This window comes from Aeromonas sp. R4-2, from assembly GCF_040908295.1.
Classification (GTDB): Bacteria; Pseudomonadota; Gammaproteobacteria; order Enterobacterales; family Aeromonadaceae; genus Aeromonas; species Aeromonas veronii.
Genome location: NZ_JBFODL010000011.1, coordinates 35,643 through 58,038 on the forward strand (window position 1 = coordinate 35,643; position 22,396 = coordinate 58,038).

The window sequence follows — 22,396 nt, forward strand, 5'->3', positions numbered from 1 at the left end:
CGTCCGATAATGTGAATATCCGGCTCCTGGTCTTCGGACCCGGAGCCTTTGTCGTCTTGAGAATGAGGCTTTTATGACTCCTGTAGTAGCCCTGGTGGGCCGCCCCAACGTGGGGAAATCCACCCTGTTTAACCGCTTGACCCGTACTCGGGATGCCCTGGTTGCCGATTTTCCCGGTCTGACCCGAGACCGTAAATACGGTCAGGCGAAGTTGGGCGAGCTGGAATTTATCGTGGTCGATACCGGCGGTATCGATGGCACCGAAGAGGGGATCGAGCTGAAGATGGCCGAGCAATCCCTGCTGGCCATCGAAGAAGCGGACGTCGTGCTGTTCATGGTGGATGCCCGTGCCGGTCTGACCGCGGCGGATCAAGCCATCGCCGAGCACCTGCGCAAGGCCCACAAGAAGGTATTTCTGGTGGCCAACAAGACCGACGGTATCGACGGTGATTCCGCGGTCTCCGAGTTCTACGGTCTGGCGCTGGGTGAGGTCTACCAGATCGCGGCCGCCCACGGTCGTGGCGTGCTGAGCCTGCTGGAACTGGCCCTGGCTCCCCATCTGGAGACCCTGGTCGACTCCGCTACCGATGAAGATGCGCAGGATGAGGAAGAGGAGGACTTCGACGAAGAAGCCCTGCTGCGCATGGTGGCTGCCGGTGAACTCGATACCAAAGAGGACACCAAGGAGACCCCGTTCGCCGACCTGCCTATCAAGTTCGCCATCGTTGGTCGTCCCAACGTCGGTAAATCGACCCTGACCAACCGCATGCTGGGTGAAGATCGGGTCATCGTCTATGACATGCCCGGCACCACTCGTGACTCCGTTTACATTCCTATGGAGCGTGACGAGCAGAAGTATGTGGTCATCGATACCGCCGGTGTGCGTCGTCGTGGCAAGGTGCACGAGACGGTGGAGAAGTTCTCCGTTATCAAGACCCTGAAAGCCATCGAAGATGCCAACGTCTGCCTGCTGGTGATCGACGCCCAGGAGACCATCACCGATCAGGACTTGAGCATCCTTGGCTATGTGCTCCACGCCGGTCGCTCCGTGGTGCTGGTGGTGAACAAGTGGGATGGTCTGGATCAGAAGGTGAAAGAGGATGTGAAGAACGAGCTGGATCGTCGCCTGGGCTTCATCGACTTCGCCCGCGTTCACTTCATCTCCGCCCTGCACGGCAGCGGTGTCGGCCATCTGTTTGAATCCATTCAGGAGGCTTACCAGTCCGCCACCCGTCGTACCAGTACCGCCATGCTGACCCGCATCATGCAGATGGCGCAGGAAGATCACCAGCCGCCGATGGTCAATGGTCGCCGCGTCAAGCTCAAGTATGCTCACGCCGGTGGCTACAACCCGCCGCGAATCGTGATCCACGGCAACCAGTTGAACGACTTGCCGGACTCCTACAAGCGGTATTTGATCAACTATTTCCGCAAGTCCCTCAAGATCATGGGCTCGCCGATCCGGGTCGAGTTCCAGGAGTCGGTCAACCCGTTTGAAGGCAAGAAAAACACCATGACCCTGAGTCAGGAACGTCAGCGCAAACGCCTGCTGAAAATGAAGAAGAAATAAGTCCTTGCGGCTGCCCTCACCGGCAGCCGCTTTGTTATCCTCGCCATGTTAAGGTGAGGAATAAGGTGAGGAATAAGGGGAGGGGGATCTGCCATGGAACAAGACCATGGCAGATCTACTTTTCGAGGAGTTGATTATGGAAGCCCTGCTTTGCCCGTCATGCCAGGCTGAACTGGATACCCGCAGCAAGGAGCAAACCTGTGGCCAGTGCCAGGCCCCTGTTCGCGTCACGGCCATCTGCCCCACCTGCCAGCAGGAGCTGGAGCGTCTCAAGGCGTGCGGCGCAGTGGATTACTTCTGCAACCACTGCAACTCGCTGATCTCCAAGCGGTCGGTACAGTTCAAGGCGGCACTGGTGTAAGACAGTATTCAGGTGAGAAAGAAGATAAAAAAACCCGGCGAATGCCGGGTTTATGCTGTGTGCTCTGCAATAAGCAGGGTATAGGATCGATTTCTGCGCCACAGATTGCGCTTGATGTCATTAAGCTTGAGTTTGCGTCTGGGGCTCCAGCTGCACTTCGCTTTTCTGACCAGACTGATTTTTCTACGTTTTTGCATCTTGGTCTCCTCCCAACTAAGTTGGCCATCCCGGCCTTGGGTCATTGATGGAGCCCATCCGAAATTGCTGTTATTTAATCTCTCAACATAATGAAAACAATGCGATTTCGGATAGGCTCCGATGTGAATCGATGGTAACAGAGAAGTTTGCGTGAAAACAGCCGAATAATGGCTGGTTAGCGCATGGTGATCTGATTGACCACTTCGGCGATGGCGGTGGGGCGCTCGGCCAGCTCGGGCTCGCTGTCGTTGTCGAGACTCTCCCGCTGATGTGCCTTCTGTTGCTCGTTGTCGAGCCAGAGCAGACTCTGGTAATACTGGCGCACGTTGTTGACATAGTTGCGCGCCTCGCTGCCACGGGCATAGCCGTAACGTACCTTGCGGTGCCAGCGCGCCTGTTGCAGCAGCGGCAGCACCTCTTTCACGTCGCTCCAGGCGTCGGGATTCTTGCCGAGCTCTTTGGTCAGGCGGCGGGCATCCATCATGTGGCCGTAACCGATGTTGTAGGCGGTGAGGGCAAACCACACCTTCTCGTCATCGGGCACCGAATCCGGCACCTTCTCCATCATCTGCTGCAGATAGAGGGAGCCACCCTTGATGCTCTCTTCCGGATGAAGCCGGTCGTTGACTCCCATCGCCTTGGCAGTGGGCTCGGTCAGCATCATCATGCCGCGCACGCCGGTGTAAGAGCGGGCCTGCGGGTCCCAGTGAGACTCCTGATAGCTGATGGCGGCGAGCAGACGCCAGTCGATATTCTTGGCGTGAGTCTGGAACAGCGGCTGGTACTTGGGCAGCAGGCTCTTGGCGCGCTTGAGGAAGGTGCGGGTATCGACAAAGTCGAAGTTCTGCACGTGGCCGAAGTACTTCTCGTCGAGCTTGGCGATGGCACCATCCATAAAGCGCTGACCGAAGAAGTCGATCACGCTGGCATAGAGGCTGTCATCGGGCAGCTTGCTCATGGCCCAGGCAACGGTCTGCTTCTGGGCCAGGGTCAGCCCCTCGGTGAGCTCCGGGTAGTAGCGCTGGGTACGGGCCAGCACGGTATCCTGCACCACCGTGTAGTCAATCTTGCCATCCACCACCTGCTTGAGCAGCTCCTCCACATCGGCGTTGTCGCTGGTGCTCCAGGCTAGTTTCGGATTTTCTTTGCTCATCTCTTTGAGCAGATCTTCACCGGTGGAGCCGGCGGCCACCACCAGCTTGCCCTTGATATCGTTCAATGAGGCCGGCTTGGGTTTGCCGTTGCGGTAGACCAGTTTGGGGGAGACCTGGTAGAAGCCCGGGCCGAAGCGAAACAGCTCGCGCCGTTCGGGAGTGACCATGATGGCGGCAGCCGCCAGATCGAGTTTGCCCTTTTTCAGCAGGGTGACCAGTTGGTCAGTGGTGTCGACCGGGATGATGGTGAGTTTCACCCCCAACCAGTCGGCATAATTTTGCGCCAGCTCGTAATCGAACCCCTGGGCGAGGTCGTCACGCTGGTAATAGGAGGTGGGACCATAGATGGTGCCAACCCGGATCTCGCCTCGCTGGCGGATCTGCTCCAGCTGGCTGGAGGGGCTATAGAAGTCGCAGCCAACCAGCGTCAGCGTCAACAACAGCCCGATAAACAGTCGAAAAATGCAGCGCAAGTAGGTGAGTACCTTTGTTGAAAAAATCGGCATTTGTCAAAAAAGAGGCACCTTTATACCAGAGAGTGTGCGCAGAGTCACACTGCACGAAGTGAGAAAAACGTTTGTCCGCTGTGAGCCAGATCCCTATAATACGCGCGTCTCAATTCCCCCCCCCACTTTAAAACTTGGTGAGAAAGGTCATATGGATATCTTGCGTGGTGCCCCAGCACTGTCTGATTTTCGTGTCCAAAAACTGCTGCAACGCTTCGCACAGATGAGAAACGAGAGTGGAGTAGAGAGCGGAGTAGAGATAGAGGATGTCTATGCCGAGTATGTGCACTTTGCCGAGCTGACAAGCCCCCTCTCTCCCCCCGAGCGAGCGACCTTGGGCCAGCTCTTGCGCTACGGCCCGACTATCCCCGAACACACCCCCAGCGGTCAGCTGTTTCTTGTTACCCCCCGCCCCGGCACTATCTCCCCCTGGTCTTCCAAAGCAACCGACATCGCCCACAACTGCGGCCTGAAACAGGTCAAGCGGCTGGAGCGTGGTATTGCCTATTACCTGACCATCAAGGGGCAGGGTGAGCTGAGTGCCGCCCAGCGCAGCGCCATTGCCGCCGTGCTCCATGATCGGATGATGGAAGTGGTGTTTGCCGAGATGAGCGAGGCTGCCGCCCTGTTTGCTCACCACGAGCCGCGCCCCTTCACCCAGGTGGATGTGCTGGGCGGTGGTCGCGCAGCCCTGGCCGAAGCCAACGTGGCGCTCGGTCTGGCGCTGGCCGACGACGAAATCGACTATCTGGTGGAGAACTTCACCAAGTTGGGTCGCAACCCCAACGACATCGAGCTCTACATGTTCGCCCAGGCGAACTCCGAACACTGCCGTCACAAGATCTTCAATGCCGACTGGACCATCGATGGCGAGCAGCAGCCCAAGTCGCTGTTCAAGATGATCAAAAACACCTTCGAGCAGACGCCGGATCATGTCCTCTCTGCCTATAAAGACAACGCCGCCGTGATGGAAGGGAGCCTGGGTGGCCGCTTCTTCCCGAGCCCGGCCAACGGCGAATACCAGTATCACCAGGAACAGGTCGACATCCTGATGAAGGTGGAGACCCACAACCACCCGACCGCCATCTCCCCGTTCCCGGGGGCAGCCACCGGCTCCGGCGGCGAAATTCGCGACGAGGGGGCCACCGGTCGCGGTGCCAAGCCCAAGGCGGGTCTGGTCGGTTTCTCCGTCTCCAACCTGCGCATCCCCGGCTTCGAGCAGCCCTGGGAGCAGGATTTCGGCAAGCCGAGCCGCATCGTCAGCGCGTTTGACATCATGCAGGAGGGGCCGCTCGGCGGCGCCGCCTTCAACAACGAGTTCGGCCGTCCGGCCATTCTCGGATACTTCCGTACCTTCGAAGAGGAGGTGCCGGGCCACAACGGCGTCGAGGTGCGTGGTTACCACAAACCCATCATGCTGGCGGGCGGCATCGGTAACATCCGCACCGAACATGTCCAGAAAGGGGAGATCCCGGTCGGCGCGGCGCTGATCGTGCTGGGCGGCCCGGCGATGAACATCGGTCTGGGCGGTGGTGCCGCATCCTCCATGGCCTCCGGCCAGTCAGCCGAAGATCTCGACTTTGCCTCGGTGCAGCGTGACAACCCCGAGATGGAGCGCCGTTGCCAGGAGGTGATCGATCGCTGCTGGCAGCTGGGTGACGACAACCCTATCGTCTTTATCCATGACGTGGGGGCGGGTGGTCTCTCCAACGCCATGCCGGAGCTGGTCAACGACGGTGAGCGTGGCGGCCGTTTCGATCTGCGCGCCATCCAGAGCGACGAGCCGGGCATGAGCCCGCTGGAGATCTGGTGCAACGAATCCCAGGAGCGTTACGTGCTGGCGGTAGCGCAGGACAAGCTGCCGCTGTTCAAGGCGCTGTGCGAGCGTGAGCGCGCACCCTATGCCGTCATCGGCACCGCGACCGAAGAGAAGCATCTGACCCTCTCTGACAGCCACTTTGACAATCAGCCCATCGATTTGCCGCTGGATGTGCTGCTCGGCAAGGCGCCCAAGATGCACCGTGACGTGGTGACCCTGCCAGCACAGGGCAAAGCGCTCCAGCTCGATGGCATCACTTTGAGTGACGCGGCCGAGCGGGTTCTGCGTCTGCCGACCGTGGCGGAGAAGTCCTTCCTTATCACCATCGGCGATCGCAGCGTGACTGGCTTGGTCAATCGCGACCAGATGGTTGGCCCCTGGCAGATCCCGGTGGCCGATTGCGCCGTCACCGCTGCCACCTATGACAGCTATCACGGCGAAGCCATGTCCATGGGCGAGCGAACCCCGGTGGCGCTGCTCTCCCACGCCGCATCCGCTCGTATGGCGGTGGCGGAAGCGCTCACCAACCTGGCGCCGGCTCATATCGGGTCGCTGAAGCGGGTCAAGCTCTCCGCCAACTGGATGGCCGCTGCCGGTCACCCGGGGGAAGATGCCGGGCTCTATGAGGCGGTCAAGGCGGTGGGCGAGGAGCTCTGTCCGGCCTTGGGCATCACCATTCCGGTGGGCAAGGACTCCATGTCCATGAAGACCCGCTGGCAGCAGGATGGCAAGGAGCAAAGCGTCACCTCGCCGCTCTCCCTGCTCATCTCCGCTTTTGCCCGGGTCGAGGATGTGCGCAACACGGTTACTCCGCAACTGCGTACCGATCTCGGTGAAACCGACCTTATCCTCATCGACCTTGGCAATGGCAAGCAGCGCCTCGGCGCCTCGGCGCTGGCGCAGGTCTATCGCCAGCTGGGTGACAAGGCGCCGGATCTCGACAATCCGGTCCAGCTCAAGGGCTTCTTCAACGCCATTCAGGCGCTGGTGGCTGATCGCAAACTGATCGCCTACCACGACCGCTCCGACGGTGGCCTGTTCGTCACCCTGACCGAAATGGCGTTTGCCGGCCACTGCGGCCTCGACATCCAGCTCGATCGCATCGGCGGCGAGCTGCTGTCGGCGCTGTTCAACGAAGAGCTGGGCGCCGTCATTCAGGTGCGTCGTGAAGACAAAGAGACGGTGATGACCCTGCTGGCTGGTCACGGTCTGGCAGCCTGCTCCCATGTGCTCGGCACCGTGCGCGAGGGGGATCTCATCACCCTGCAGCGGGGCGGTCAGGAGGTCTATCGCGCCAGCCGCACTGCCCTTCGCACCATCTGGGGCGAGACCAGTTGGCAGATGCAGCGCCTGCGCGACAACCCGGCGTGCGCCGACAGTGAGCACGCGGCCCGTCAGGACGCCACCGATCCGGGTCTGCATGCCAAGCTGACTTACAACCCGTCCGAGGATGTGGCTGCACCTTACATTGCCCGCGGGGTCTCACCCCGTCTGGCGGTGCTGCGCGAGCAGGGGGTCAACTCCCATGTGGAGATGGCGGCGGCGTTCGATCGTGCCGGTTTCGCGGCGGTCGATGTCCATATGAGCGACATTCTCTCCGGTCGCATCAAGCTGGAGGAGTTCCAGACCCTGGTGGCCTGTGGCGGCTTCTCCTACGGTGACGTGTTGGGTGCCGGTGAAGGCTGGGCCAAGTCCATCCTGTTCAATGACAACGCCCGCGAGCAGTTCCAGCGCTTCTTCGAGCGTGGCGATACCCTCTCTCTGGGTGTCTGCAACGGTTGCCAGATGATGTCCAACCTGCGAGAACTCATCCCGGGTGCCGATCTCTGGCCGCGCTTTGTACGCAACCGCTCCGAGCGCTTCGAAGCCCGCTTCAGTCTGGTGCAGGTACAGGAGTCCCCGTCGGCCTTCTTCGCCGGCATGGCAGGCTCGGTGATGCCCATCGCCGTTTCCCACGGGGAAGGGCGTGTCGAGGTGCGCGATGCCGCTCACCTGAGCGCACTGCAGCAGAGCGGTCTGGTAGGGCTGCGCTTTGTCGACAACCGCGGCAGCGTGACCGAACAGTACCCGGCCAACCCGAATGGCTCACCGAACGGTATCACCGCCGTGACCACCACCGATGGGCGCGCCACCATCATGATGCCGCACCCGGAGCGGGTGTTCCGCACCGTGGCCAACTCCTGGCACCCTGACAACTGGGGCGAGGATGGTGCCTGGATGCGGATGTTCCGCAACGCCCGGGTTCGTCTGGGTTAATAGAGAGAGCGCCAGCGCATAAAAACAGAAACCGGCCAATTGGCCGGTTTTTTTATCCGTGTCGTTACGGCTTGCCGAGCGGTTGGGGGATAAAGTCTCCCCGGTCGAGGATCCGCAGACAGGCATCCACCACATCCGCATCGAGCTGATGGCCGCGCATCTGGATGATCTGCTCCCTGGCCTGGGGAATTCCGAGGGCGGCGCGATAGGGGCGATCAGAGGACATGGATTCGACGATATCGGCGACGGTGAGGATGCGGGCCTCCAGCAGGATCTCATCCCCCTTGAGTCCCAGCGGATAGCCGGAGCCATCGAGATACTCGTGGTGCTGGTGGATCATCCGGGCGATGGGCCAGGGGAAGTCGATATCCTTGAGCACCAGATAGCCGATGGCGGGGTGCTCCTTGACCAGCTCGAACTCCAGTGGCGTGAGGCGCTCCGGTTTGGTGAGAATTTCGGCCGGTACCTGGATCTTGCCGATATCGTGCACCATGGCGCCCAGATAGATCCCCCGCAGCCGCTTCTCTTCCAGCCTGAGCTCCCGGCCGATGGCTTGGGCCAGCTTGGCCACATGTTTCTGATGGCCAGCGGTATAGGGATCGCGCTGCTCCAGCACGGCGGCGATGGCACCCAGCGCATCTTCCAGTGCCAGCTCCAGCTGGCGGGCATGGAAGATCTTCTCCTGTTGCGAGCGCAGATAAGCCTGCTGGGTATGGCGCGCCTGCAGGCCATAGGTGAGGTAGTCGGTCAGCTGGATGAAGAGCTGCTCCTCCTCCTGGCTGAACAACCGTGGTTGGTCGCTGTGAATGATCAGCGCACCGGCCTGATCCTCCTGCAGTGGCAAGGGGATCAGCAGGCGGGATCGCAACGGGTGGCGGCCGGTATGGGGCCGCTCGTGGAAGATCACCTGATTGAGGCGCCGCTGGTGGAGGATGGCCTGGGTGAGGGCCTCATCGTTCAACCACAGCGTTTGTTCCGATGCATCGGCACTGCCTGCCTGCGCCACGATCCTCGGCGGTTGGGCGAGATCGGGTTGGCCTTGCAGCACTGCCACCAGCGGAAAACGGTCATCGACGGCGATGGCATCGCAGATATCCTGCAGCAGTTGTGGCTCATCGCCCGGTTTGAGCAGGGCGTGGTGGGCGCGGCTGATCGCCTGCTGGGTCCAGCTGTACTGTTGCAGTTTCTCCTGCTGCCACTTCTGCTCGGTAATGTCTTCGAAGAAGACGCCGACCCCCACGATGACCCCCGCCTCATCACGCAGGGGAAACTTGGTGGTGCTGAGCCAGCGGGCTTCTCCCCCCTTCAGATAGGGCTCTTCGATGTGCTGGTGTATCCCCTCGCGCATGACTCGGGCGTCATCCTCCCGATAGCGCTGTACCAGTTCGGGGGGAAAGAAGTCGCAGTCATTCTTGCCCACCAGTGCCTCTGGTGAGAGGGCGAGATCCGCCGCCAGCAGGCGGTTGCCCGCGATGTAGCTGAATCGGGTGTCTTTGAGCAGCACCCGATAGGGAAGCTGATCCATCACCTGGGTCAGCAACAGCGCCGAGGAGGGGAGCGAATCGGTCAGTGGGTGGGGGAGTGCACAGGAGGTGAGGAGTTCGGACATCTTATCCCGCCTTGTCTGTAAGTTGACTGATGGGAGGGCCGAAGTGGTAGCCGGTCTGCCAGAGCACGATACAGCTGTTGACCACTTTTTCATCGTAATGGATCCCGGCATAGCGGGTCAGTTCGGCAAAAGCGTCACTCAGGGGCATGGCCCGGCGGAACGGGCGATGGGAGGTCATGGCGATTAGCGAGTCGGCCACCCGGATAATGCGCGCCTCCAGGGTAATGGCGTTGCCCGCCAGCCCCTGCGGATAACCGCTGCCATCGAGGTTTTCGTGGTGCTGCAGCACTATGGTGGCGATGGGCCAGGGGAAGTCGATCTGTTTGAGAATATCGTGGCCGGCCTGGGGGTGCTGCTTGATCAGTTCGAACTCCACCGGCCGCAATTCACGGGGGCGAGTGATGATCTCGGTAGGGATCTGCAGCAGGCCGATATTGTGCACCATGGCCGCCAGTCCCAGCGCATCCAGCCGCTCTTGCCGCAGCTGCATGGCCTGCCCGATGGCCAGTGCCAAATCGCGCACCCTCAGCTCATGGCCCGCACTGTTGCGATCCTTGTGGCTGATGGCGCTGGCGAGGGCACTGATGGTCTGGAACAGCAGCTCACGCTGGTGGCGCTCGCTCTCCTTGAGGCGGGTGATGTCGACCAGGGTGCCGATGATGCCGGCAACCATCCCCTGATGGTCATAGAAGAGATCCTTGAAACAGATGACCTGATAGCGCATGCCATTGCGGTCATGCAACTGCTGTTCGATGCACTGGGGCTGGCGACTTCGCAGCAACTCGGCTTCCCGCATGCTGTAGGCCTCGGCAAGCCCGACTGGCAGCAGCTCCTCGACCCGTCGACCCAGCAGCGCCTCCTTGCCGAGGCCGATCACCTGATTGAAGGCCTGGTTGCAGCCCAGAAATCGCCCTTCGATATCTTTGTAGAACACCGGGATCGGGATGGCCTTGAGCAGGGATTCGTTGAAGTGTTTCAGATCCTTCAGTTCGGCCTGCTGACGCAGGGCGAGCAGCTCGCTGTCCTTGCAGAGGGAAATGGCGCGGGCCAGGTTGCCGAGCACCGGGCTGAACAGATGGCAGACCGGTACGATCTGCTGATGTGGCTGGGGGGCGAGCAGCAAGATGAGATAACCCCCTTCAACCTTGAGCCGATAGGCAAACTGGTAGGGGCGGCTGCCCGGCAGGGGGAGCGTCTGTTGCAGCAGGCAGTGCTCCTCCTCGCTGACCCACCCAGGCAGGGTCAGGGTGGTGCCGGTGTGCTGACGCAGCTGCTCGTCGCCGATCACCTTGAGCAGCTTGTATCCCTCCCGTTGTTGCTGCAATACCGCGCCAACCGGCGTGGCGCAGTGATGCATAAAACGTTGCAGTACCTTGGTGAGCAGCGCATCCAGCGTCACTTCACGCCCGATGCAGAGCGCCAGATCGCAGACGATGGCCATGGCGTGGTCGTTGTTCATATCACTGCCCCGTTACAGAGAATGGCGCCGTTATGAAATTGGGGGTAATCCCCATGGCGCACGCTGCCAATTTCGCCAAGGGAGAGGGCTCCTGCCAGATCGCCGGCCCCCGAGTGGGTCAGCAGGGTGCGCAGCTCGGTCACCGTCTGCTGGTCGAAGTGCAGCTGGCGTCCTGCGCAGTAGTAGACCTCCAACAAGTGTGCCCGGGTGAGGGTTTGTTGCTGGTTGAGGCGCCTGGCCAGTGAGCAGGCATGTTCGGTGGCACTCTCTGGCGCCTTCAGCAGGGTGAGGATGCTGTGCTCTGCGACCTCGCCGGCGCAGAGCAGGGCGCCGTCATCGTTTGCCTCGACGGGGATCCTGACAATCACATCCCCGTTGGCCCGCAGCAGGCCCAGTGGCATGTGCACCACGAAACGGTAGAGCTCCTCGCGCACCATAGTGTGCTGGAATTGCTGGCGGATCAGCCCCTGATATTTTTGAAAGGCCGGTTGCCAATCGATGTAGGCAATCTGGTTCGCTTCACTGCTGGTGGCCAGCATTGGTTGGGCCGAAAGTTGGTAACCATGTTCCAGAAAGGGAAAGCTGTTGCTGGGCAGCAGCGTGCAGGTGACCCCGTAGGCAAGTTGCCGTTGATTGTCGAACAGGCAGGCAAGGGGGGTGAAGCTGCTGCTGCCTGCATTGGCGCCGGCATAGTTGACGCGATTGGCCAGTTGCAGATAAAGCGCATCCAGAATGGAGGCGATATTGGGAATGAGGTTGTCGAAGGTCAGAAACAGGGTTGGTGGCGGCGAAGGGGTTGGCCAGGTGGCCAGCATGTTCTCCACCTGTTCCGCAATCAGGTGGGCAAGGGATGCTGCGCTGGCCTGCGGTGTCAGGGGCAGCAGTGTGGCGTGATAGGGGTTGGCTCTGGGCAGTAGCCAGGCCCCCTGCGGCAACAATCCTTGCGCACCGATCAGCTGGGGGAAAATGGCGCCATCCAGGGCGATGTTGAAGTCGCGGCACAACTGCTGCAACAGGGGAACCTGCGCGCAATCCTGTTCGGCCAGCAGTATGGTCAGCTTGCCTCCTTGCAAGGGTGCCAGCGTGGCGGCCAGTTCTGTCGGGTTAAATTGGCAAACGTAGTGTTGCTTCATCAATCTGAACTCCATTCCAGAATATAACCAATATATCAATAAGGAATTCAAGAGGGTATGAGGATCTCGCCCGGTTCTGGTTGTATGGCAAAAACCATGATGGGCATCACCCTCGCTGACTGATCTGTCATTTGCTGACCTGTGGAGTGCGCGATGCTGTCGGGCCGGAAATAGAAAACCGGCAGCCAAGGCTGCCGGTTTTGCGGGTAATGAGGGGTAGCGACGGTAACGGTTACTGCAATACCACGTGCTGGAACCCTTGTACCAGGCTGATGACCGGCTGGGGATAGAGCCCCAGCAACACCACCAGCGCTGCAGAGAGCAGCACCACCACACCACCGGAGGAGAGAGCCCAGTCGGCGCTGGCATCCCGCTGCTGCATACCCGGTTCGCGCAGATAGAGGGTCACCATCACCTTGAGGTAGTAGTAGAGACCCAGTGCGCTGCCGAGCACGATGGCACCGGATAGCCACCAGAGCTGCGCCTCGACGGTGACGCCGATGAGGTAGAACTTGCCGATAAAGCCGAGGGTCATCGGGATGCCCGCGAGTGACAACATCATCACCGTCAGTACGGCAGTCAGATAGGGGCGCTTCCAGAACAGACCACGATAGCTGTGCAGGGAGTCGGCATCCTTGCCGCGATAGGGGCTCGACATCATGCTCACCACCCCAAAGGCACCCAGGCTGGTGAACAGATACATCAGCAGATAGACCCCGGCTGCTTCCACCGGCATCTGGCCGAATCGGCTCGCCACGATCACCGCCAGCAGGTAGCCGAAGTGGGAGATGGAGGAGTAACCCAGCATCCGCTTGATGTTGGTCTGCACCAGGGCCAGCAGGTTGCCGACCAGGATGGAGATGACCGCCATGGCTGCCAGCAGCCAGTGGATCATGGGATCGCTCGCCGCCGGTACCGCCAGATAGAAGCGCAGCAGCACGGCAAAGACCGCCACCTTGCTGACGGTGGCGAGGAAGGTGGCGACCGGTGCCGGGGCACCTTCGTAGACATCCGGGGTCCAGAGGTGGAAGGGGGCCAGGGAGAGTTTAAAGGCAAAGCCGACCAGCATTAACCCCAAACCGCCCATCAGCAGCGGATGGTGAGCCGGGCTCTCGGCCAGGGTCTGCCCCAGGGCGGCAAAGCTCAGGCTGCCTGCCTGCGCATAGAGCAGCGCCATGCCAAACAGCAGGAAGGCGGTGGCGGCGGCAGAGAGCACCATATATTTCACCGCGGCTTCCAGCGAGTGGCGCTCGCGGTAGGCGTAACCCACCAGACCGAACATCGGCAGGGTCAGCATCTCGATCCCGATAAAGAGAGAGGCGAGGTGACGGGAGCAGGCCAGCACCAGACCACCAGCGGTGGCGATCAGCAGCAGCAGGAAGAACTCCTCCCGGTTGTCCGGGTAGGCTTTCAGCCACGATTGACCGAAGGTGCAGGTGGCCAGGGCGCCGATGAGCACCAGTCCCATGTAGAAGACGGCGTAACTGTCCACTTGCAGCAGCGGGGTGACCCCCTGATCCCCTTGCGCCATCACGATGGGCAGCGAGAACAGAGCAAGGTTGAGGCCAACAATGGTCACGGTAAAGGCGGTGGTGACACAGCGGCGCCAGGCGATGGCCAGCATCAGGGCCGCCATGGCCCCGGTGGTCAACAGCAGGGGAAGCAGTGCCAGCAGTTGGGAAGCGGAGAAAGTCATTGCAGGGCTCCAGCAGTCGGCAGCAGATACCAGTGCAGCACGTTGATAAGGCTGCTGCTGGCGGTGTCAATCACGGGTTGGGGATAGAGGCCAAGCAGAACCAGCAGGCCCGCGATCACCATCATCATGGTCAGCTCGCGGCGATCCAGCCCCTTGAGCATGCTCTCATCCTTGGCGGGGCCAAAGCAGGCGCGCTGCAACATGATGAGAGAGTAGACCGAGGCCAGCACCAGACCGAAGGTGGCGACTGCCGTGATGACAGGGGCAACCTGGAAGCTGCCGACCAGGATCAGGAACTCGCCGACAAAGTTGCCGGTGCCCGGCATGCCGAGCGACGCTACCGAGAAGAACAGCATCACGCCGGGCAGATAGCGCAGGCGTCCCCACAGGCCGCCCATCTGGCGCAGATCCCGTGTGTGCAACCGCTCGTAGAGCTGACCGCAGAGGATAAAGAGGCCGGCAGCCGAGAGACCGTGGGCGATCATCTGCACCACGGCGCCCTGCAGGGCCAGCTCGCTACCCGAGTAGATGGCGATCATCACAAAACCCATGTGGGAGATGCTGGTGTAGGCTACCAGCCGTTTGATGTCGGTCTGGGCAAAGGCCACGATGGCGCCGTAGACGATACCGATCAGGCCCAGCACCATGGCGTAGGGAGCAAATTCGGCGGACGCCTCGGGGAAGAGCGGCAAGGCAAAACGCAGCAGACCGTAGGCGGCGGTTTTGAGCAAAATACCTGCCAAATCCACCGAGCCTGCGGTCGGCGCCTGACTGTGGGCATCCGGCAGCCAGCCGTGCAGCGGCACCAGTGGCATCTTGACCGCGAAGGCGATAAAGAAGCCCAGCATCAGCAGCCACTGAACGCCCTTGCTCATCGGGGTATTGAGCAGCTCCAGATAGTTGAAGGTGAAGACTCCGGTGGCATGCTGGTGGGTCAGCACCAGCCCGATGATGGCCACCAGCATGATAAGGCCACTTAACTGGGTGTAGATGAAGAACTTGGTTGCTGCGTTGATCCGTGATTTGCCGTCAGTGACCGAATGGCCCCAGAGCGCAATCAGGAAGTACATGGGGACCAGCATCATCTCCCAGAAGAAGAAGAAGAGGAACAGGTCCAGCGCCATAAAGACCCCGAGCACGCCGCCCAGGATCCAGAGCAGGTTGAGGTGGAAGAAGCCGATGCGCTGCACGATCTCTTTCCACGAACAGAGAATGGCCAGTACCCCGATAAAGCAGGTGAGGATCACCATCAAGAGCGACAGGCCATCCACCGCCAGATGCAAAGAGATGCCAAAGCGCGGGATCCAAGGCAGGCGCCACTCGGCGGCCCAGGCGGAGGCAGCACCAGAGACGCCCGCGCTGTCGAGACCCGTGGTGGCAAGGGAGAAGTCTCCACTTAGCCAGATGGCACAGGAGAGCAGCAGGCTGGCGCTCATGGAGAGCAGGGCTACCCAGCGGACAAACTGCCCGCCGAGACGCTCCATCTGCCAGCAGAGCAAGCCGCCGATAAAAGGAATTAGCAAGATCCAGAGTAAGGTCACGGTATCAGCTCTCGTTCAAGTTCATATGAGATTGCGCTCCCTGTTCCATCAGGGAGAGCAAACAGCCTGGCTGTATGATTGTCCGGTTGTTCATCGCGTTACCCCAGCAGCAACAGCGCCAGCACCAGCACGGCGCCGATCCCCATGGAGGCGGCATACCAGCGCAACTTGCCGGTCACGGTCCAGGCCAGCAGCTGGTTGCCACGCAGGGCAAACCAGGCGGGCAGGCCCATCATCCAGTCCAGCGGATCCTGCCCGACCAGACGGGTCGCCAGCAGATAGGGTTTGACCCACAGCTGGTCATAGAGCCAGTCAAAGCCCCAGGCGTTGAACCAGAGGGTGCTGAGCAGACGACCCGGCGCACTGTTGGCAATGGATGTGGCCAGCCGGCGCTCACCAAGGAACAGAAACGCGGCCAGCGCGATGCCTGCAATGGCGATGATGCCGGAGGCAACCTCCAGGGCATGGCGACCCTCTTCGATATGGTCCCCCGGGCCTGCAGGTAGTACACCTGCCAGTGGTGGGGTGATAAGAGCCCCAATGCCGGTAGAGAGCACCAGCAGCACCAGCAGCGGCAGATGGTGAGCCAGACCGTGGCCCGCATGGGCTTTGGTCTGCTCTTTGCCATGGAAGGCGATGAAGATCAGCCGGAAGGTATAGAGCGAGGTGAGGAATGCCCCCGCCAGACCGGCCCACAGTAGCGCGCTTTGGCCAGAGGCCTCTACTTGCCACAGGATGGCGTCCTTACTGTAGAAACCGGAGGTGACCAGCGGCAGCGCGGCCAGCGCCGAGCCCCCCACCAGGAAGCAGGCATAGACCAGCGGCAGACTCTTGCGCAGCCCGCCCATCTTGAAGATGTTCTGCTCATGGTGGCAGGCAACGATAACGGCACCGGCGGAGAGGAACAGCAGCGCCTTGAAGAAGGCGTGGGTCATCAGGTGGAAGATGGCCCCTTCCCATGCGCCGACACCCAGTGCCAGAAACATGTAGCCAATCTGGCTCATGGTGGAGTAGGCGAGGATCCGCTTGATATCGGTCTGAACCAGCGCGGCAAAGCCTGCCAGCACCAGGGTGATGGCGCCAACCAGCCCGACCAGATGGAGGATCTCTGGCGCCAGCAGGAACAGGCCGTGGGTACGGGCAATCAGGTAGACACCGGCGGTCACCATGGTGGCGGCGTGGATCAGCGCGGAGACGGGCGTCGGGCCTGCCATCGCATCCGCTAGCCAGGTTTGCAGCGGCAGCTGTGCCGATTTGCCGACCGCGCCGCCCAAGAGCATCAGGCAGGCCAGCGACAGGGCAGGGGAGCCCTCGGCAAACAGGGTCGGGGCACGAACCAGCAGCTCGTGGATATTGAGGGTGCCCAGTTCCCGATAAAGGATAAACAGGCCGATGGCGAGGAAGACATCACCCACCCGGGTCACGACAAATGCCTTGAGGGCCGCCGCTCCGTTCTTGCGATCCTTGTAGTAGAAGCCGATCAGCAGATAGCTGCACAGCCCCACCCCTTCCCAGCCGAGGTAGACAAACAGCAGGTCATCGGCCAGCACCAGAAACAGCATGCTGGCGATAAAGAGGTTGGTGTAGGTGAAGAAGCGGGAGTAACCCTCTTCCCCTCGCATATACCAGGAGGCGAACAGGTGGATAAAGAAACCCACCCCGGTCACCACCCCCAGCATGGTCAGCGACAGGCCATCCAGTGCCAGCGAGAAGCTCGGTGTAAAGTTGCCCACCGCCATCCATTGCCACAGGCGCTGGACATAGACGCCCCCCTCGGGCGGGTTGCCCAGAAAGTCGATGCCCACCCACAGGGTAGTGAGGGCCGACAGGCCAATGGAGCCTACCCCGATCAGCGCCGAGGTACGCTCACCAAACCGGCCGAGGGAGAAGGCCAACACCAGCCATCCCAGCAGCGGAAATAGAAAAGTCAGATATAAGAGGCTCATCCGCGCATCTCGCTCACAGTGTCCACGTTCAGGGTGTGGTAACGACGATAGAGCAGCAGTAACAGGGCAAGGCCGATACTGGCCTCCGCTGCCGCCAGAGAAATCACCAGGATATACATGATCTGGCCATCGGCCTGGGCCCAGCGGCTACCCGCCACCACAAACGCCAGTGCCGAGGCATTCATCATGATCTCGATACTCATCAGGATGTAGAGCAGGTTGCGGCGGATCAGCAGACCGCACAAGCCGATGCAGAAGAGCACCGCGGCCAGCAGGAGGCCGTGCTCCATAGGGATTCCATTCATTGCTGACCTCCTTCTTGTGCAGAGCGGGATGCTGTGCGGGGGACGGAGAGCACTTCACCGCTCTTCTCTTCCCGACCCAGGTGATAGGCGGTTACCAGACCCGCCAGCAGCAGGATGGAGGCAAGCTCCACCGCCAGCACATAGGGGCCAAAGAGCTCGACACCGACCTGCTTGGCGGTCACCTCGGTCACCCCGATCAGGCCCCCGGTCACTCCGAGAATGCCGTGGGCCAGAAAGCCCAGCAGGATCAGCGAGAGCAGGGCAGGGCCCCCCCAGGTCATGGGGGTGAGCCACTTTTTCTCCTGTGCCTGGGCACTCCCCAAGTTCAGCATCATCACCACGAACACGAACAGCACCATGATGGCGCCGGCGTAGACGATCACCTGCAGGGCCCCCGCAAAGGCGGCACCCAGGCAGAAGAAGATCATGGCCACGGCGATGAGGGAGATGATGAGATTGAGCAGCGCATGCATGGGATTGCTGGTGCTGATCACCCGCAGCGTGCTGTAAATGGCCACCAGGGCCGAGGCATAAAATGCCAGTTCCATGATTGACTCCTCAGGGCAGCAGGCTCTTGACATCGATGGGCTTGGCTTCGTTTTCGGCATCCCCTTTCGGCTTGCCGTCGATGGCCATCCCGCTCATGCGGTAGAAGTTGTAGTCCGGGTATTTGCCGGGCCCGCTGATCAGCAGATCTTCCTTCTCGTACACCAGATCCTGGCGGCGATACTCACCCATCTCGAAATCCGGTGTCAGCTGGATGGCGGTGGTGGGGCAAGCCTCTTCACACAGGCCGCAGAAGATGCAGCGAGAGAAGTTGATGCGAAAGAACTCCGGATACCAGCGGCCATCATCCCGCTCAGATTTTTGCAGCGAGATACAGCCGACCGGACAGGCAACCGCGCAGAGGTTGCAGGCCACGCAGCGCTCGTCTCCGTCAGGGTCGCGGGTCAGCACGATGCGACCGCGGTAGCGGGGGGCCGCATAGACCGCCTGCTCCGGATAGTTGAGGGTTTCACGGGGCCGCCAGGCATGGGAGAAGACCATGGCCAGACTGCGTAACTGGGTGCCGACACCCTGAATAATGCTAACAATTTTCATATTGAGTGCCTCACTGCGTACTTATCAGTACAACTGCCGCGGTGACCAGCATATTGATCAGGGTCAGCGGCAAGCAGACTTTCCAGCCAAACGACATCACCTGGTCAAAGCGCGGGCGAGGCAGGGAGGCCCGCAGCAGGATGAAGAACACCATGAAACAGGCGGTCTTCAGGGCAAACCAGATGAAGGGGGGCAGCCAGGGGCCGTGCCAGCCACCGAAGAAGAGGGTCACGATGAGCGAGGAGATCAGCACGATGCCGATATATTCGCCCACGAAGAAGAGACCCCACTTCATCCCCGCATACTCGATGTGATAGCCGTCGGCGAGCTCCTGCTCGGCTTCTGGCTGATCGAACGGGTGACGGTGGGTGACGGCGACACCGGCAAACAGGAAGGTGACAAAGCCCAGGATCTGGGGCACCACGTTCCACAAGTCTGCCTGTGCCTCGACGATATCCCGCAGGTTGAAACTGCCGGTCTGGATCACAATCCCCATCAGGGATAGCCCGAGAAACACCTCGTAGGAGAGAGTCTGGGCCGAGGCGCGCAAGCTGCCGAGCAATGAGTATTTGTTGTTGCTCGACCAGCCGGCGAACAGCACCGCATAGACAGCCATCCCCGCGATGGCCAGGATGTAGAGCAGCCCCACATTGAGATCCGCCACGCCCCAGGTGGGGGTGATGGGCACCACCGCAAACGCCAGAATAAAGGCGGTGAAGGCGATGATGGGGGCCAGGATAAAGATCCGCTGATCAGCGAACGGCGGGATCCAGTCCTCCTTGAAGAACATCTTGATCATGTCGGCGGCCAGCTGGAGCAGACCAAACGGCCCCACCCGGTTGGGGCCATAGCGATCCTGCCACAGGGCCAGCAGGCGACGCTCGATGAAGCTCATGAAGGCGCCAGCCCCCACGATCCCCACCAGCACGATCAGTGCCTTGCCCACCTCCAGCAACAGATCGATCAGCGACTCGCTCATGCGATCACCTCCTGCAGGTTAGTGATTGAGGCTTGTTGCAGGGCCGTTGGCAGGCCGTTCACCCCAAGGGGGAGCCCCATCAGACCGGCGCTCAGCTGCTCGCTCAGGCGCAGGCGCAGTTGCCAGTGGCTCCCGCCCCAGGAGAAGGAGACCTGACTGCCCCCGTGGAGGGCCAGACGCTGCGCATCAAGGGGATTGAGCACCAGCTCGGGTTCGTTCATCCGTGCCTGAATGACCGGGCTGCGAGCGGAGAGCTCCTCACCGCCAAACAGCTGGGCATAATTGACCACTTGCAGTGCTTCTGCGGCCTTGAAGGGGGCGGGGATGGTCGCAAACCAGCCGAGCAGCTCCTTGCCTTCTGCCTGCGGGTCTGTTGCTTCCAGCAGACGGCGACCCGGATCGCCAGCACGTAGTTTGCCACCCACTTCATCCTGGAACTTGTTCCAGGCGGAGGGGGAGTTCCAGCCGGGCGCCCAGGCAAAGGGCACTTGCGGCAGCGGCTGACGGGCTCCGGCATACCCTTCCATGGAGAAGTTGAAGGGGGAGTCGGGATCTTGCGCTACCCGCGGTTCGCTGACGTTCTGATCCGCCAGCATGGAGGTGCGACCGCTGTAACGATGCGGCTCACGGGCCAGTCGCATGCCACGGATCCGCAAGCCTGCGTTGGGCGCCGCTTCCAGCATGGTAGCCAGCAGCGGATTGCTGGTGGCGCAGTCATGGTTGACCTGGTCGAAGTTCTGCCAGCGCAGCGGCTTGCGTTCGATCGCCCCTTGCAGCGCCGTCAGCCAGCGCCACCCTTCACGCACCTGAATATCGGCGTTGTAGAAGGCGGGTGCATAGACCTGGAAGAAGCGTTGGGCGCGCCCTTCCATGTTCACCAGGGTGCCATCGGCCTCGGCAAAACTGGCCGCTGGCAGCACCAGATCTGCCTTGTTGGCGGTCGGGGTCGCCTGATGGTCGATGACCAGCAGGTGCTGCAGCCGTGCCAGAGCAGCATCCACCCGGTTGCGCGGCGCGCGGCGGTAGAGATCGTTCTCCAGGGTGACCAGCGCCAACCCCTCTTCTGACTCGATACGCGCAAGGGCGGCTTCGAGCGGCTTGTCTGTCAAGGTTTGAGCGCCCAGCATGGCCAGACCCAGCGAGTTGGCCTCCTGGCCAACCAGCGCGATGTTGGCTTCCAGTCCTCGGCCTTTCAGGGCGCGGGCAATGTTGCTGGCCGCCTCAAGCAGCGCCACATCGCGGGCAGTGGAGCCTGCAATGATGAGCGGCTTCTTGGCGTTGCCGAGCAGCTCGGCCCAGCGAGTCGCTTGTGCCTGCAGCTCGGGGCAGAGGTCGGCCACGGCCGGTGCACTCGGGTCGAGCTGGTTGGCGATGGCAAAGCCAAGGCGCGCCTGATCGGCATAGGGGGCGTGCAGCTTGTCGGCCGCCACATCGTCCAGACGGGTGGTATCGAGGCTGGTGATGAGCAGGGGGTAGCGCTCGTTCTGACCGAGGGTCTGAACGGCGGCGACTTGCCACAGATCCACCTTCATCTTGCGGGCCAGCTCGCGTGCCTTGCCTTTGACAGCCTGACGCAGCGCCAACGCGATACGGGCGGCGCTCATGGTGACATCTTCGCCGAGCAGCAGAATGGCGTCGGCCTCTTCCATGTCCCGCAGGCTCGGAGTCGGCACGCCGCCCTGTTGCAGGATCTGCAGCATCTTCAGCTGACAGGCCCACTCGGCCTGCTCGACGCCTGCGTAGAAGTTGGCTTCACCCACCAGCTCGCGCAGGGCAAAGTTGCTCTCCAGCGAGGCGCGGGGCGATCCGATGCCGATGAGGCCGCGGGCCGTGCGCAGGGCATCGGCGGCTCGGTTGAGGGCGCCATCGACCGTGATGGTCAGCTGGTCGTTGCCATCTTTGAGCAGCGGTTGGCGCGGGCGATCGGCCAGATTGACGTAGCCGTAGCCAAAGCGGCCACGGTCACAGAGGAAGTAGTGGTTGACGCTGCCATGGAAGCGGTTTTCGATGCGGCGCAGCTCGCCATAACGCTCGCCCGGACTGATGTTGCAGCCCACGGAGCATTGCTGGCAGATGCTGGGGGCAAATTGCATGTCCCACTTGCGGTTGTAACGCTCGGAGTGGGTCTTGTCGGTGAAGACGCCGGTGGGGCAGACCTCCACCAGGTTGCCGGAAAATTCACTCTCCAGGGTGCCATCCTCGACCCGCCCGAAATAGACGTTGTCGTGGGCACCATAGACCCCGAGATCCTCGCCACCGGCATAATCCTTGTAGTAACGGACGCAGCGGTAGCAGGCGATGCAGCGGTTCATCTCGTGACCGATGAAGGGGCCCAGCTCCTGATTCTGGTGGGTGCGTTTAGTGAAACGGTAGCGACGGCTGTTGTGGCCAGTCATCACCGTCATGTCCTGTAGGTGGCAGGCGCCGCCCTCTTCACACACCGGGCAGTCGTGGGGGTGGTTGGTCATCAGCCACTCCACCACGCTCTTGCGAAATTCTTTAGCCTCTTCATCCTCGATGGCGATGTAGCTGCCATCGGTGGCCGGGGTCATGCAGGACATGACCAGACGGCCGCGCTTGTCATCGGCATTCTGATACTGTTTCACCGCACACTGGCGGCAGGCTCCCACGCTACCAAGCGCCGGGTGCCAGCAAAAATAGGGGACGTCCAGACCCAGCGACAGACAGGCTTGCAGCAGGTTATCTGCCCCGTCTACCTCGTACTCTTTGCCGTCTACATAAATGGTTGCCATACAACTTCCC

15 protein-coding genes are annotated in these 22,396 nt (G+C 61.3%); 3 read left to right on the forward strand and 12 right to left on the reverse strand.

Annotated elements, in window-relative coordinates; translation table 11 throughout:
* The first annotated feature begins 73 nt into the window (after positions 1-73).
* Positions 74-1,570 carry a ribosome biogenesis GTPase Der gene (gene der, locus AB5Y99_RS07480; protein WP_005333794.1) on the forward strand — a complete coding sequence of 499 codons (1,497 nt, stop codon included), beginning with the start codon at positions 74-76 and terminating at the stop codon, positions 1,568-1,570.
* A 136-nt stretch (positions 1,571-1,706) separates the two neighbouring features.
* Positions 1,707-1,931 (forward strand): zinc ribbon domain-containing protein, encoded by a 225-nt coding sequence (locus tag AB5Y99_RS07485; RefSeq protein ID WP_005333789.1) that lies wholly within the window; start codon positions 1,707-1,709, stop codon positions 1,929-1,931.
* Positions 1,932-2,304: 373 nt separating this feature from the next.
* Here AB5Y99_RS07485 and mltF read toward each other — a convergent pair whose 3' ends face one another.
* Positions 2,305-3,789 carry a membrane-bound lytic murein transglycosylase MltF gene (gene mltF, locus AB5Y99_RS07490; protein ID WP_005344877.1) on the reverse strand — a complete coding sequence of 495 codons (1,485 nt, stop codon included), beginning with the start codon at positions 3,787-3,789 and terminating at the stop codon, positions 2,305-2,307.
* A gap of 151 nt (positions 3,790-3,940) precedes the next feature.
* Between mltF and purL the strand changes: the two genes are divergently transcribed.
* On the forward strand, positions 3,941-7,864 hold the full coding sequence (gene purL / locus AB5Y99_RS07495; RefSeq protein WP_368209262.1) for a phosphoribosylformylglycinamidine synthase: 3,924 nt from the start codon (positions 3,941-3,943) through the stop codon (positions 7,862-7,864).
* A 64-nt stretch (positions 7,865-7,928) separates the two neighbouring features.
* Here the strand turns inward: purL and AB5Y99_RS07500 are convergent, their stop codons facing one another.
* From AB5Y99_RS07500 to nuoG, 11 genes are all read right to left on the reverse strand, one after another.
* Entirely contained in the window at positions 7,929-9,473 is a 1,545-nt protein-coding gene (locus tag AB5Y99_RS07500; protein ID WP_368209264.1) for an HD domain-containing phosphohydrolase, read from the reverse strand.
* Between the two features lies 1 nt (position 9,474).
* Positions 9,475-10,932, reverse strand: a complete 1,458-nt coding sequence (locus AB5Y99_RS07505; protein WP_368209266.1) for an HD domain-containing phosphohydrolase — start codon at positions 10,930-10,932, stop codon at positions 9,475-9,477.
* On the reverse strand, positions 10,929-12,065 hold the full coding sequence (locus tag AB5Y99_RS07510; RefSeq protein ID WP_368174652.1) for an FIST C-terminal domain-containing protein: 1,137 nt from the start codon (positions 12,063-12,065) through the stop codon (positions 10,929-10,931). The genes AB5Y99_RS07505 and AB5Y99_RS07510 overlap by 4 nt, the downstream gene beginning before the upstream one ends.
* Positions 12,066-12,297: 232 nt before the next feature.
* Positions 12,298-13,761 carry an NADH-quinone oxidoreductase subunit NuoN gene (gene nuoN / locus AB5Y99_RS07515; protein WP_129504218.1) on the reverse strand — a complete coding sequence of 488 codons (1,464 nt, stop codon included), beginning with the start codon at positions 13,759-13,761 and terminating at the stop codon, positions 12,298-12,300.
* On the reverse strand, positions 13,758-15,302 hold the full coding sequence (nuoM, locus tag AB5Y99_RS07520; protein ID WP_368209269.1) for an NADH-quinone oxidoreductase subunit M: 1,545 nt from the start codon (positions 15,300-15,302) through the stop codon (positions 13,758-13,760). Before nuoM ends, nuoN begins: the two co-directional genes overlap by 4 nt.
* A 98-nt stretch (positions 15,303-15,400) precedes the next feature.
* Positions 15,401-17,248: an NADH-quinone oxidoreductase subunit L gene (gene nuoL, locus AB5Y99_RS07525; protein WP_368209271.1), complete on the reverse strand. Its 1,848-nt coding sequence runs from the start codon at positions 17,246-17,248 to the stop codon at positions 15,401-15,403.
* Positions 17,245-17,553, reverse strand: a complete 309-nt coding sequence (gene nuoK / locus AB5Y99_RS07530; RefSeq protein ID WP_005337247.1) for an NADH-quinone oxidoreductase subunit NuoK — start codon at positions 17,551-17,553, stop codon at positions 17,245-17,247. Before nuoK ends, nuoL begins: the two co-directional genes overlap by 4 nt.
* A complete protein-coding gene (nuoJ, locus tag AB5Y99_RS07535; protein WP_005359828.1) occupies positions 17,550-18,101 on the reverse strand; it encodes an NADH-quinone oxidoreductase subunit J in 552 nt (183 codons plus the stop codon). The genes nuoK and nuoJ overlap by 4 nt, the downstream gene beginning before the upstream one ends.
* A 10-nt stretch (positions 18,102-18,111) precedes the next feature.
* Positions 18,112-18,654 (reverse strand): NADH-quinone oxidoreductase subunit NuoI, encoded by a 543-nt coding sequence (nuoI, locus tag AB5Y99_RS07540; RefSeq protein WP_005351100.1) that lies wholly within the window; start codon positions 18,652-18,654, stop codon positions 18,112-18,114.
* Positions 18,655-18,664: 10 nt separating this feature from the next.
* A complete protein-coding gene (nuoH, locus tag AB5Y99_RS07545) occupies positions 18,665-19,633 on the reverse strand; it encodes an NADH-quinone oxidoreductase subunit NuoH (protein ID WP_368209273.1) in 969 nt (322 codons plus the stop codon).
* Positions 19,630-22,386: an NADH-quinone oxidoreductase subunit NuoG gene (gene nuoG / locus AB5Y99_RS07550; RefSeq protein ID WP_368209274.1), complete on the reverse strand. Its 2,757-nt coding sequence runs from the start codon at positions 22,384-22,386 to the stop codon at positions 19,630-19,632. Before nuoG ends, nuoH begins: the two co-directional genes overlap by 4 nt.
* Positions 22,387-22,396: the final 10 nt, after the last annotated feature.

What these genes read in the sequence shown, in the direction of transcription:
- der (WP_005333794.1), top strand. Translation starts at nt 74, where the DNA reads ATGACTCCTGTAGTAGCCCTGGTGGGCCGCCCCAACGTGGGGAAATCC.
- AB5Y99_RS07485 (WP_005333789.1), top strand. Translation starts at nt 1,707, where the DNA reads ATGGAAGCCCTGCTTTGCCCGTCATGCCAGGCTGAACTGGATACCCGC.
- mltF (WP_005344877.1), bottom strand. Translation starts at nt 3,789, where the DNA reads ATGCCGATTTTTTCAACAAAGGTACTCACCTACTTGCGCTGCATTTTT.
- purL (WP_368209262.1), top strand. Translation starts at nt 3,941, where the DNA reads ATGGATATCTTGCGTGGTGCCCCAGCACTGTCTGATTTTCGTGTCCAA.
- AB5Y99_RS07500 (WP_368209264.1), bottom strand. Translation starts at nt 9,473, where the DNA reads ATGTCCGAACTCCTCACCTCCTGTGCACTCCCCCACCCACTGACCGAT.
- AB5Y99_RS07505 (WP_368209266.1), bottom strand. Translation starts at nt 10,932, where the DNA reads ATGAACAACGACCACGCCATGGCCATCGTCTGCGATCTGGCGCTCTGC.
- AB5Y99_RS07510 (WP_368174652.1), bottom strand. Translation starts at nt 12,065, where the DNA reads ATGAAGCAACACTACGTTTGCCAATTTAACCCGACAGAACTGGCCGCC.
- nuoN (WP_129504218.1), bottom strand. Translation starts at nt 13,761, where the DNA reads ATGACTTTCTCCGCTTCCCAACTGCTGGCACTGCTTCCCCTGCTGTTG.
- nuoL (WP_368209271.1), bottom strand. Translation starts at nt 17,248, where the DNA reads ATGAGCCTCTTATATCTGACTTTTCTATTTCCGCTGCTGGGATGGCTG.
- nuoK (WP_005337247.1), bottom strand. Translation starts at nt 17,553, where the DNA reads ATGAATGGAATCCCTATGGAGCACGGCCTCCTGCTGGCCGCGGTGCTC.
- nuoJ (WP_005359828.1), bottom strand. Translation starts at nt 18,101, where the DNA reads ATGGAACTGGCATTTTATGCCTCGGCCCTGGTGGCCATTTACAGCACG.
- nuoI (WP_005351100.1), bottom strand. Translation starts at nt 18,654, where the DNA reads ATGAAAATTGTTAGCATTATTCAGGGTGTCGGCACCCAGTTACGCAGT.
- nuoH (WP_368209273.1), bottom strand. Translation starts at nt 19,633, where the DNA reads ATGAGCGAGTCGCTGATCGATCTGTTGCTGGAGGTGGGCAAGGCACTG.
- nuoG (WP_368209274.1), bottom strand. Translation starts at nt 22,386, where the DNA reads ATGGCAACCATTTATGTAGACGGCAAAGAGTACGAGGTAGACGGGGCA.